The 11,834-nt window shown below is 64.6% G+C and carries 11 protein-coding genes and 1 pseudogene; 6 read left to right on the top strand and 6 right to left on the bottom strand.

The features are described 5' to 3' along the window. On the bottom strand, positions 1-832 hold an 832-nt coding region (gene paaA, locus Q1W68_RS06150; protein ID WP_300715888.1), incomplete at its 3' end, for a 1,2-phenylacetyl-CoA epoxidase subunit PaaA. 75 nt (positions 833-907) lie between these two features. Further along, entirely contained in the window at positions 908-1,825 is a 918-nt protein-coding gene (gene rlmJ / locus Q1W68_RS06145) for a 23S rRNA (adenine(2030)-N(6))-methyltransferase RlmJ (RefSeq protein WP_300655947.1), read from the bottom strand. A gap of 204 nt (positions 1,826-2,029) precedes the next feature. Between rlmJ and rplM the strand changes: the two genes are divergently transcribed. The 5 genes from rplM to erpA all read left to right on the top strand — a co-directional run bounded on the left by rplM (position 2,030) and on the right by erpA (position 4,581). Next, the gene (gene rplM / locus Q1W68_RS06140) at positions 2,030-2,461 is read left to right on the top strand and encodes a 50S ribosomal protein L13 (RefSeq protein WP_056267763.1); all 432 of its coding nucleotides are present in this window, start codon (positions 2,030-2,032) and stop codon (positions 2,459-2,461) included. 12 nt (positions 2,462-2,473) lie between these two features. Further along, a complete protein-coding gene (gene rpsI / locus Q1W68_RS06135; RefSeq protein ID WP_069047945.1) occupies positions 2,474-2,866 on the top strand; it encodes a 30S ribosomal protein S9 in 393 nt (130 codons plus the stop codon). A gap of 101 nt (positions 2,867-2,967) precedes the next feature. After that, a complete protein-coding gene (locus Q1W68_RS06130) occupies positions 2,968-3,675 on the top strand; it encodes a DUF6776 family protein (RefSeq protein WP_300660349.1) in 708 nt (235 codons plus the stop codon). A gap of 31 nt (positions 3,676-3,706) precedes the next feature. Then, positions 3,707-4,105, top strand: a complete 399-nt coding sequence (locus tag Q1W68_RS06125) for a polymer-forming cytoskeletal protein (RefSeq protein ID WP_300660346.1) — start codon at positions 3,707-3,709, stop codon at positions 4,103-4,105. Positions 4,106-4,215: 110 nt separating this feature from the next. Next, entirely contained in the window at positions 4,216-4,581 is a 366-nt protein-coding gene (erpA, locus tag Q1W68_RS06120; RefSeq protein ID WP_291218294.1) for an iron-sulfur cluster insertion protein ErpA, read from the top strand. Positions 4,582-4,657: 76 nt separating this feature from the next. On the opposite strand, the gene Q1W68_RS06115 is transcribed toward erpA, so the two are convergent. Continuing rightward, on the bottom strand, positions 4,658-6,010 hold the full coding sequence (locus Q1W68_RS06115) for a peptidoglycan DD-metalloendopeptidase family protein (protein WP_300660336.1): 1,353 nt from the start codon (positions 6,008-6,010) through the stop codon (positions 4,658-4,660). Positions 6,011-6,210: 200 nt separating this feature from the next. Between Q1W68_RS06115 and tyrS the strand changes: the two genes are divergently transcribed. Beyond that, positions 6,211-7,473: a tyrosine--tRNA ligase gene (gene tyrS, locus Q1W68_RS06110; RefSeq protein ID WP_300715886.1), complete on the top strand. Its 1,263-nt coding sequence runs from the start codon at positions 6,211-6,213 to the stop codon at positions 7,471-7,473. A gap of 55 nt (positions 7,474-7,528) precedes the next feature. Here tyrS and Q1W68_RS06105 read toward each other — a convergent pair whose 3' ends face one another. The 3 genes and pseudogenes from Q1W68_RS06105 to glgC all read right to left on the bottom strand — a co-directional run. Next, complete coding sequence (locus tag Q1W68_RS06105; RefSeq protein ID WP_300715885.1) at positions 7,529-9,997, bottom strand: glycogen/starch/alpha-glucan phosphorylase; 2,469 nt, start codon at positions 9,995-9,997, stop codon at positions 7,529-7,531. Positions 9,998-10,057: 60 nt separating this feature from the next. Continuing rightward, a complete protein-coding gene (gene glgA, locus Q1W68_RS06100) occupies positions 10,058-11,566 on the bottom strand; it encodes a glycogen synthase GlgA (RefSeq protein WP_300651208.1) in 1,509 nt (502 codons plus the stop codon). Next, a pseudogene (gene glgC / locus Q1W68_RS06095) lies at positions 11,563-11,834 on the bottom strand (glucose-1-phosphate adenylyltransferase); the annotation flags it as partial. The gene glgA and the pseudogene glgC, both read right to left, overlap by 4 nt.

Raw genomic sequence — 11,834 nt, 5'->3', positions numbered from 1 at the left:
GACCACGCGCCTCGTTCCATTTCAGATCGGGGTCGGGCAGGGTCACGCCCAGCACTTCGGCCTGCGGCACGGTCGCGTCCACGAACTTCTGGCGCAGGTCGTCGTTGCTGATGCGCTTGATGCCCCAGCGCATGCCCTGCACGCTGTTGGGGCTGTCGGCGTCGGGCGGGCCGAACATGGCCAGGCACTTCCACCACCAGCGGTTCACCGCGTCCTGCACCATGGCCTTTTGCTCGGCCGTGCCCTGCATCATGGTCATCAGCGACTCGAAGCCCTGGCGCTGGTGGAAGCTCTCTTCCTTGCAGACGCGGATCATGGCGCGCGCATACGGCCCGAAGCTGCAGCGGCACAGCGGGATCTGGTTCATGATCGCCGCGCCGTCCACCAGCCAGCCGACCACGCCCACGTCGGCCCAGGTCAGCGTGGGGTAGTTGAAGATCGAGCTGTACTTGGCCTTGCCCGAGTGCAGCGCGTCGAACATCTGGTCGCGGCTGGTGCCCAGCGTCTCGGCCGCGCTGTAGAGGTAGAGGCCATGGCCACCTTCGTCCTGCACCTTGGCCACCAGGATGGCCTTGCGCTTGAGGCTGGGCGCGCGGCTGATCCAGTTGCCCTCGGGCAGCATGCCCACGATCTCGCTGTGCGCGTGCTGGCTGATCTGGCGCACCAGCGTCTTGCGGTAGGCGTCGGGCATCCAGTCGCGCGGCTCGATTTTGCCGTCGGCATCGACCACGGCATCGAAGTGCACCTGCAGCGCGGTGTCGTGGGGCACCGATTTCAGCGGAGTGCCGGACTTGGCGTCGGCGTCGGGAACGTTGAACGACTGGGTGTACATGCGCGTCTCCTGCGCCGCTGACCGGGCGCGTGGATCGCAGTATAGCCAGTTAGCCGACCGAGCGGTCGGCTAATTTCAACCGCCGGATTCGAGCGCCTGGGATTTCCCCCGACCGCGCCCCAGGTGGGTCAGCAACTGCGGCAGCGCCTGCTGCAGCACCGCCTTGAGGGTGTGGGGCGGGTTGATCACGAACATGCCGCTGGCGGTCAGCCCCGGCCGGTCGTCCGGGCCGTGCGTCGGGTCCTGACCAATGGCCAGCGTGGCGTTGAGCCAGGGCTTCTGTGCCTGATTGGCCAGCGTCTTGAGCCGGCGTGGCAGGTCGTGCGCTTCGGGCCGCGGAATCACCGGGTACCAAACGAGGTAAGTGCCGGTCGGGAAACGCTTGATTGCCTCTTGTATGCAGGCGCTCACTTTCCCGTAATCGTTCTTGATTTCGTAGCTGGGGTCGATCAGCACCACGGCGCGCTTGGAACCGGTGGCCGAGGGCGGCGGTGGCAGCAGCGGGCGCAGGCCCTCGAAACCATCTTCTCGCGCCACCGCGATCTGGCGCCCGGCGTCGAGCTGGGCGATGTTGGCGGCCAGCGTTTTGCTGTCGGTGGGGTGCAGTTCAAACAACTTGAGCCGGTCGCGCGATTCGGTGCGCATGAGCTGCTGCATCACGAAAGGCGAGCCGGGGTAGACGCGCAGTGCACCCGACGGGTTGAAGCCCGCGATGATGTCCAGGTAGTCGTCGATGGCCGGCGAGACGTCCTTGGCCGGCGGTCGGTCGGCTGCACGCAGCGCAGCCATCAGCTTGACCACGCCGTCCTTGGCTTCGCCCCCGGTTTCCGTGTAATCGCCATCCAGGCGGTACAAACCGGCGCCCGCGTGGGTGTCGACCAGGGTGATGCCCGCCTCTTTCTGCATCAAATGACGCAGGGTGGCGATGAGGGTGGTGTGCTTGAGCACGTCGGCGTGGTTGCCGGCGTGGAAGGCGTGTCGGTAGCTGAACATCCCGCGATGGTAGCGGTTTGACCACGCCGGACGGGTCTGCAGAATCGAAATTTGCCAGCCATCCCCGCAATTTCGTACAATCGAGGGCTTCGCAGCGAACTGCTGGCTCCGCGGCGAAGCATCAAAACCCACCTAAGAGCGTTCCGTCAGAGAACGACCGACCGTGGAAAAGAGCCGCCAAACCACCTCTTCAAGAGAAAACTCATGACCAAAACGTTCAGCGCAAAACCCGCTGACGTGACGCACGAGTGGTTTGTGATTGACGCGACCGACAAGGTCCTCGGACGAGTTGCCAGTGAAGTGGCTCTCCGTTTGCGCGGCAAACACAAGGCCATTTACACGCCTCACGTCGATACCGGTGACTTCATCGTCATCATCAACGCAGCCAAGATCCGCGTCACGGGCAACAAGGCCCTCGACAAGGTGTATTACCGTCACTCGGGTTACCCCGGCGGTATCTACGGCACCAACTTCCGCGACATGCAGGCCAAGCACCCTGGCCGCGCACTCGAAAAGGCTGTCAAGGGCATGCTGCCCAAGGGCCCGCTCGGCTACGCCATGATCAAGAAGCTCAAGGTGTACGGTGGTGCAGAGCACCCGCACACCGCCCAACAGCCGCAAGTGCTGGAACTCTAAAGGAGCCTTGAGATGATTGGTGAATGGAACAATGGAACCGGCCGTCGCAAATCCAGCGTCGCCCGCGTTTTCCTGAAAAAAGGCTCTGGCCAGATCGTGGTCAATGGCAAGGACATTCAGGCCTACTTCGGCCGTGAAACCTCCATCATGATCTGCAAGCAACCCCTGCTGCTGACCAACCACGCCGACACCTTCGACGTGATGGTCAACGTGCACGGCGGTGGCGAATCCGGCCAGGCCGGCGCTGTGCGCCACGGCATCACCCGTGCCCTGATCGACTACGACGCCACGCTCAAGCCGGGCCTGTCGCAAGCCGGTTTCGTGACGCGCGATGCCCGCGAAGTCGAACGGAAAAAAGTCGGTCTGCGCTCTGCGCGCCGTCGCAAGCAGTTCAGCAAACGCTAATCTGTCTGGCCTCAACTGCAAAAGCCGCCTTCAAGTCGAACTTGGGGCGGTTTTTGCTTTCTGGGCCCGGGTTGCGTTTGCTTTCACTTTGAAAGGTTTGCATGCGGTTTCGGCTTCTGCGCAGAAAACTCACCGTCAGCGCACCGCGCATGGCGGTTCGCAGTGCGTTGCCGTGGCCGTTTCGTTGGTTGCTCGGTGCGGTGGTGCTGGGCTTCTCGGGGTCGCTGGCCATGTGGGCCTTTGAGTTTGGTCGTGACATCGCCGGTCTGGATCGCGAATCCAAGCAGGAGCTTTCCCGCTTGCGCAACGAAGTGCAAACCCTGCGTGCCGATCTGCTGGTGGCCCAGTCGGTTGCAAACACCTCGGAGAGCCTGCTCACCACCGAGCGCAGCGCGCAGGAGCAGTTGGCCATGCGCATCCGGCAACTTGAAGTTGACAACGAAGCCCTGCGCAGCGACCTCGGTTTTTTTGAACGCCTGATCCCTGGGTCCGGCAGCAGCGATCTCAGTATCCGCGGCCTGCAGGCTGAGCGCGTGTCCGACACCCAGTGGCGCTGGCAGGCGCTCATGATGCAGGCAGTCAAGAATGCGCCCGATTTCAAGGGAGGACTTGAAATCACCTTCACCGGCACGCTTGAGGGTCAGCCCTGGTCGATGGCGCATTCGCCCACGCCGCAGGCGGTGCTGGTCAAGGGCTATTTGCGGCTCGAAGGCATCGTCGATGTGCCGCCATCGGCCATGGTAAAAAACGTGACAGCCCGTGTCATGCAGGGCGGCTCGGTGCGATCGGTGCAAACATTCCAGCTGTGACCAACAGCGATCTGTCGTTTGGAGAACTCCCATGTTTGGCAAGAAAAAACAACCGCCCATCAAAAGCCTGATTGCTCAAGGCACGCGCATCGAGGGGAATGTGCTTTTCCATGACGGCCTGCGTGTGGACGGTCAAGTCGTGGGCGACATCCGTGCCAGCGATGAACAGCCCAGCATTCTGGTGATCAGCGAGGTCGCGGTGGTCACGGGCCAGATCCTTGCGGACCACGTGATCATCAATGGCCACGTCAAGGGACCCGTGCAGGCGTTCGAACTGCTGGAGCTGCAGCCCAAGGCGCGCATTGAAGGCGATGTGTCGTACAAGGCACTGGAAATGCACCAAGGCGCGACCATCACTGGCCAGCTCAAGCCCATGGCGGTGGACATCGACGACAAACCCACACTGAAGCTGGCGGCAAACAACGGCTGAACACATTCCCGAGTGAATTGAATTAGTATCACCAGACATCCAGGACGTGCTGTGCGTCCCGCTTTCCCCAGTGGACCTGATCGAGGGCCACACATCCCAAGAGGTCATCCATGAGTGCAGTGGCAGAAAACATCCAGACCGACATGCCGGCCCCGCTGGTGTTCACCGACAGCGCAGCCGCCAAGGTGGCCGAGTTGGTGGCCGAAGAGGGCAATCCCGATTTGAAACTGCGCGTGTTCGTGCAGGGCGGCGGATGCTCCGGCTTCCAGTACGGCTTCACCTTTGACGAGGTGGTCAACGAAGACGACACCACCATGTCGAAGAACGGTGTGTCGCTGTTGATCGACGCCATGAGCTACCAGTACCTGGTGGGCGCCGAGATCGACTACAAGGAAGACTTGGAAGGTGCACAGTTCGTGATCAAGAACCCGAACGCCAACAGCACCTGCGGTTGTGGTTCCAGTTTCAGCGTCTGATCTCGCGGCGCACGGCGCCCAAGCATGAAAAAGGGGAGCCTCAGGCTCCCCTTTTTCATGCCCGCGTGTTGCGGTCTTATTCCGCGCTGGCCTGTTGAACGCTGGCCGCTGCATTCAGGTGAACGCGCTGCAGTTGGGCGACGGCATCGAAGCGGGCGCGCGCCGCCGGATTGATCGGGACGGACTCGCTCTGGCGTGCGATGACCAGCGGGTCCTGGTGGACACCGTTGTCGCGGAACTCGAAGTGCAGGTGCGGGCCGGTGGAGGCGCCCGTGGAGCCCACGGCACCGATCCAGTCGCCTTGATCGACCTTCTGGCCTTGACGCACGCCGATGCGGCTCAGGTGGGCGAACAGCGTGGTCTGGTTGCTGCGGTGGCGGATGATGATCACGTTGCCATAGCCTCGCTGCACGCCGGCGAACTCGACCACGCCATCGGCAATGGTGCGCACAGGTGTGCCGGTGGGCGCGGCGTAATCCACGCCCAGGTGAGCCTTGCGGGTGCCCGAGATGGGATGGAAGCGCATGCCGTAGCCGCTGCTCACGCGCGAAAACTCCAGCGGCGACGACAGGTAAAACTTGCGCGAACTCTCGCCGTTGAAACCGTAGTACGCGCCGCGCTGGCCAGGTTCTTCAAACCACACACCTTCGTACTTGCGGCCGTTGTTGACGAACTCGGCGCTGAGCACGCGGCCGGTGCGCAGGCTTTCGCCGTCGGCTTCCAGACTTTCATAGACCACACTGAAGCGGTCACCCTGGCGCAGGTCGCGGCGGAAGTCGATGTCGCTGGAGAACATTTCCGCCAGCTGAACCGCCACAGGGTCGGGGATGTTGGCCGCGTCGGTGGCGGCAAACAGCGAACTGCGGATCACACCGCTGGCCAACCGGGGCGAGGCGGTGAGTTCACCGGTCTCCAGGCGCGACTTGAAGCCTTCGGGGCTGTTCTCGATGACGAGGCGGGTGAACTGGCGGTCGTCGTTGGCGATCCAGCGCGAGGTCAGGCGCTGCAGTTCCTGGCGGTCATTGGTCTCGACGCTCACAAGGCGACCCGCACGGCCCAGCAATTGCCGGGCTGTTGCGTCGGTGCGCAGAAAACCCTGGGCTTCGGTGTCCACCACGCCCAGGCGTTGAAGCAGGCTCTGGGCGGTGTCGTCGCGGCGCGTCATGTCGCTGCGGAACAGAACGAAGTCGTTGGAAGAGGCCGCCAAGGCGCTGGGCACTTCGACTGCGGGAGGAGCGAGGCTTTCGACGACCTGGCGGACCGGGAGGTCGGCGGCGTCGGGCGCGAGTGGTGCGATGCCGAAGGCGGTGACGCCGGTGCCCAGCAGCAAGGCACCGATGCCGCCCATGATGCGGCGGGGGTGGCGAGCGAGGCTTTGACGAACAGCGTCGGCGACCCGGGACAGCGAATGAAGCAATGGACGGATCAAAATCGGTGTTTCCTGAAAACGTGACCAACGGTCTGTTGGATGGGACACACAGGCTGATGAGCCCACGCGGAACAAGTTCACATTCATTGCGCCTGGGCGATGAACCGGATCCGACGTTTGCAAAAACTGCGCCAACTAAAATCCGTCACTGGGCGCGAAGTATATCGACCACCCTGTAGCCCGCCATTCGGAAAAAGCCTATGAATCCCAGCAGCCCAGCATCACAAAGTATTCACCTCGACCCTCCTGTTGAGGGCGTACTGACAGACGGCGTGAAAAATGCCTTGAGCGTGACACTGAGAGGGTGCGAGGAATTGATCCCCCAGGCCGACTGGATCAAAAAATTGTCACAGTCGGAGAAGACGGGCCAGCCTTTGCGCATCAAGTTGGGGCTGGACCCCACCGCTCCCGACATCCACATCGGCCACACGGTGGTGCTCAACAAGATGCGCCAGCTGCAGGACCTGGGACATCAGGTGATCTTTTTGATCGGGGACTTCACCAGCCTGATCGGCGATCCTTCGGGCCGCAACAACACCCGCCCGCCGCTGACCAGCGAGCAGATTCAGGCGAATGCCGAGACCTACTACAAACAGGCGAGTCTGGTGCTGGACCCGGCCAAAACCGAGATTCGCTACAACAGCGAATGGAGCCTGCCGCTGGGTTCGATGGGCATGATCCAGCTCGCGGCCAAGTACACGGTGGCGCGCATGATGGAGCGCAACGATTTCCACGACCGCTTCAAGGCCGGCACGCCGATCAGCGTGCACGAGTTCCTGTACCCGCTGATGCAGGGCTACGACTCGGTGGCGCTCAAGAGCGATCTGGAGCTGGGCGGCACCGACCAGAAGTTCAACCTGCTCATGGGCCGCCACCTGCAGGCCGAGTACGGCCAGGAGCCCCAGTGCATCCTGACCATGCCCTTGCTGGAAGGCCTGGACGGCGTGGACAAGATGTCCAAGAGCAAGAACAACTACATCGGCATCACCGAGCCGGCCAACTCGATGTTCGCCAAGGTGCTGAGCATCTCCGACACGCTGATGTGGCGCTGGTACACGCTGCTGTCGTTCCAGTCGCTGGCGCACATCGAAGCCTTGAAGCAGGCGGTCGCCCAGGGGGCGAACCCGAAGGACGCCAAGGTGGCGCTGGCCAAGGAAATCACCACGCGTTTCCACAGCGCTGCGGCAGCCGATGCGGCCGAGCAGGACTTCATCAACCGCAGCAAAGGCGGCGTGCCGGACGAGATTCCCGAGGTGTCGCTGTCGGGTGCGCCTTTGGGCATCGGCTCGTTGCTCAAATCGTCGGGTCTGGCACCGTCCACCAGCGAGGCCAACCGTCTGATCGAGGGGGGTGGTGTGCGGGTGGATGGGGTGGTGATCAGCGACAAGGCTTTGAAGCTGCCAGCCGGAACGTTTGTGGTGCAGGTCGGCAAGCGGAAATTTGCTCGGGTTCTTCTCGGCTGAACGCGTTTCGTTCACCGACCTCGCGGGTTTGGAGCGGCGTCGCGCTCCGAACAGTTCAAGGAAACAGCGGCTTCACGTTCCAGATGTCGCTGGCGTATTCGCGGATGGTGCGGTCCGATGAGAACGCGCCCATGCCGGCCACGTTCAGAACAGCGTGGCGCGTCCATTCGTCTGGCGTGCGGTAGAGCGCATCCACCTTGTGCTGCGTGGCCAAATAATCGGTGTAGTCGGCCAGCAGCAGGTAGTAGTCGGACTCCAGCAGCGTGCGCGTGATGTCGTGGAAGCGCCCGGGCTCCTCGGGGCTGAAGGCGCCTTCGGCGATGCGGTCGATGGCGGTCTTGAGGTCGTAGTTGTGGTCGTAGTAGCGGCGCGGGTTGTAGCCGCTGGCGCGCAGCGCCGCCACCTGCTCGGTGCGGTGGCCAAAGATGAAGATGTGCTCCAGCCCCACGTGTTCGGCGATCTCGATGTTGGCGCCGTCCCAGGTGCCGATGGTCAGCGCGCCGTTGAGCGCGAACTTCATGTTGCCGGTGCCCGAGGCTTCGGTGCCGGCGGTGGAAATCTGCTCGGAGAGGTCGGCCGCCGGGATGATGACTTCGGCCAGTGAGACGCGGTAGTTGGGGATGAACACCACCTTGAGCTTGTCGCCCATGCGCTTGTCGTGGTTGACCACACGCGCCACGTCGTTGATGAGCTTGATGACGAGCTTGGCCATGAAATAGGCCGAGGCCGCCTTGCCGGCAAAGATCACCGTGCGCGGCACCCAGTCGGCGTGCGGGTGCGCCAGGATCTGCTGGTAGCGCGTGACCACGTGCAGCACATTGAGCAACTGCCGCTTGTACTCGTGCATGCGTTTGATCTGCACGTCGAACAGGCTGGCGGGATTCACGATCACGCCGGTCTCAAGTGCGATGCGTTCGGCCAACCGTTGTTTGTTCTGCGCCTTGGCGGCCTGGAAGGCGCTGACGAACTCGGGATCGGTGGCCAGCGGGCGCAGCTGTTCGAGCTCGTCGAGGTTGCGCCGCCAGGTGGTGCCGATGCGTGCGTCGATCAGGCTGGCCAACGGACGGTTGGCCTGCGAGAGCCAGCGCCGCGGCGTGATGCCGTTGGTCTTGTTGCAGAAACGTTCGGGGTAGAGCCGCGCGAAGTCGGCAAAGATGGTCTGCACCATCAGCTGGCTGTGCAGCGCCGAGACGCCATTGACCTTGTGGCTGGCCAGCACCGAGAGGTAGGCCATGCGCACGCGGCGCTGGCCGCGTTCGTCGATCAACGACACGCGGCGCAGCAGGTCGTTCTCGCCCGGAAAACGCTCGTGCACCTCGGCCAGAAAGATCGCGTTCAGGTCGTAAATGATGCGCAGGTGGCGCGGCAGCAGGCGGCCCATCAGCTCCACCGGCCAGGTCTCCAGCGCCTCCTGCATGAGGGTGTGGTTGGTGTAGCTGAACACCTTTTTGCAGATGTCCCAGGCGGTGTCCCACTCCAGGCCTTGCTCGTCCACCAGCAGGCGCATGAGCTCGGGCACGGCCAGCGCGGGATGGGTGTCGTTGAGGTGAATCGCCACGCGCTCAGTGAAGAGGGCGAAGTCGCCCTGGTGCTTCTTGAAGCGGCGCACGATGTCCTGCAGCGAGGCGCTGACGAAGAAGTACTCCTGGCGCAGGCGCAGCTCCTTGCCGTGCTCGGTGCTGTCGTCGGGGTAGAGCACGCGCGAGACGTTTTCCGATGCGTTCTTGGCCTCCACCGCGCGCATGTAGTCGCCCTTGTTGAAGGCGTCCAGGTTGATGCCGCTGGTGGCGCGCGCGGTCCACAGGCGCATGGTGGCCACGCTGCTGAGCTCGTGGCCGGGCACGCCGGTGTCGTAGGCGGTGGCGATCACGTCGTCGGTCTCCACCCAGCGCACGTTGCCACCCGCCTGCACCAGGCGCCCACCGAATTGCACCGTGTAGCTGAACTCCGGGCGCATGAATTCCCACGGGTTGCCGTTGACCAGCCAGTAGTCGGGCTCTTCCACCTGACGGCCGTCGACGATGCGCTGCGCGAACATGCCGTAGTCGTAACGGATGCCGTAGCCCATGCCGGGGATGCCCACGGTGGCCATGGAGTCGAGGAAACACGCGGCCAGCCGCCCCAGGCCGCCGTTGCCGAGACCCGCGTCGGCTTCCAGGTCGATCAGCGAATCGAAGTCCACCCCGAGCTGGGTGCAGGCCGTGCGGGCCTCGTCGAGGATGCCCACCGAGAGCAGTGCGTTGGTGAGCGCGCGTCCGGTCAGGAACTCCATCGAGAGGTAGTACACGCGCTTGGCGTCGTCGTCCTGCGCGGTGGCCAGCGTCTCGCGCCAGCGGTGCATCATGCGGTCGCGCACCGCGTGGAACAGGGCGAACAGCCAATCGCGCCGGGTGGCCGATCGCGGGTCGCGGCCGACCGAGTAGACGAGGCGGTTGGCGATCGACTTGCGCAAGGCGTCCACGCCGTTGTCGAGGTGGTCGTATTCGAACGGCACGGGTTCAATGGGGAGCGTGGTGTCGGGCATGGCGTTGAGCTCTGTGGTGGGGGCTGAAGGGCTGAAGCAATAAGCGTGCTGGCGTGGCGTTCAGGTGGGCAGCACCGAGCGGTAGACCTGCAGGTACTCGCCCGCCGCGCGCGCCCAGCCGAAGCGCAGCGCCATGGCGTGGCGCTGAACGGCGCGCCAGTCGGCCGGGCGCCGCTGCAGTGCAAAGGCGCGCTTGAGCGCCGAGAGCAGGCTCGGCACGTTCAGGTCTTGAAACACGAAGCCGCTGGCACTGCCGTCGTCCAGGTGCTCCAGGCTGCAGTCGACCACGGTGTCGGCCAGACCGCCCACCGCGCGCACCAGGGGGAGCGTGCCGTAGCGCAGGCCGTAGAGCTGGGTCAGTCCGCAGGGCTCGAAGCGGGAGGGCAGCAGGATCACGTCCGCCCCGGCGATCACGCTGTGCGCCAGCGCCTCGTCGTAGCCCACGGTGAGCGCCACCTGGCCGGGGTGGCGTTGGGCGCAGCCGCGCAAGGCCTGTTCGATGGCGGCGTCGCCCGAGCCCAGCACCGCGAGTTGTCCGCCGCGCTGCACCAGCTCGTCCACGACGGCGGGCAGCAGGTGCAGGCCCTTTTGTTCGGTCAGGCGGCTCACCACCGAGAACAACAGCGCATCGGGTTGTGGTGTCAGCCCCATGCGTTGCTGCAGCCGGGCCTTGACCTGGGCCTTGCCCTGCAGGTGGTCGGCATCAAATCCGGGTTGCACCAGCGGGTCGGCCGAGGGGTTCCACACCGCGTCGTCCACCCCGTTGAGGATGCCGTGCAGGTGCGCCTGGCGCTGGCGCAGCACGCCGTCCAGGCCGCAGCCCTGCTCGGCTCCGGTGATCTCGTGCGCGTAGGTCGGGCTCACGGTGGTGATGGCGTCGCTGTACTTCAGCCCCGCTTTCATGAAGCTGATCTGACCGTGGAACTCCAGCCCCTGGAGGTGGAAGAACCCATCGGGCAAGCCCAGGCGCGGGCGCAGGCCGGCGTTGAACACCCCCTGGTAGGCCAGGTTGTGGATGGTGAACACGGTGGCCGGCCGGTGTTCGGCGGTGCGCGCGAGTTCGCGCAGGTAGGCAAACGCCAGGCCGGTGTGCCAGTCGTGGCCGTGCACCACATCGGGCCGCCAGGCGGTGTCCAGACCCGTTCCCAGCAGGGCCGCGGCCCAGCCCAGCCAGGCGAACTGTTCGGCGCTGTCGGGCCAGGGTTGGCCGGTGGCGTCGAGGTAGGGGCTGCCGCTGCGCTCGTACAGGCCCGGCGCGTGCAGCAACCAGACCGGCATGCCGCTGTCGGTGATGCGCCCGGCGCGCAGCCAGGGCGTGGGCCCGTGGGCCGACATGGCCTGCGGCCCGAGACCCGGGGGCAAGCCCGGGCCGCCCCCGGCCGGCACCAGCAGGGTGGGGCCTTCGGGCGTGACGCCCGCCACCACGCCGGGGAAGGCCGGCAACAACAGGCGCACATCCGCGCCCAGGGCCTGGAGTGCGGGCGGCAAGCCCGCGCTCACATCGGCCAGCCCGCCGGTCTTGAGCAGCGGGAAGACTTCGGAACAGACGTAGAGAACCTTCAGGGTCATTCGAGTTTTTCCAGCATTTCGCGGGTCACCAGCACCACGCCGCTCGGCGTGCGAAAGAAGCGGCGCGTGTCTTCCGCCGCGTCCACCCCGATCTTCATGCCGGGCGGGATCACGCAGCCGTTGTCGACCACCACCTTGTGCAGTTCGCAGCCGCGGCCGATGTCGACCTCGGGCAGGATGACCGACGCTTCCACCGAGGCATAGGAGTGCACGCGCACGCGCGAGAACAGCACCGAGCGGCGCACCAGCGCGCCCGAGATGATGCAGC

Source organism: Hydrogenophaga sp. (assembly GCF_030158645.1).
Lineage (GTDB): Bacteria > Pseudomonadota > Gammaproteobacteria > Burkholderiales > Burkholderiaceae_C > Hydrogenophaga.
This window is presented reverse-complemented; position numbering and strand designations above follow the sequence as displayed.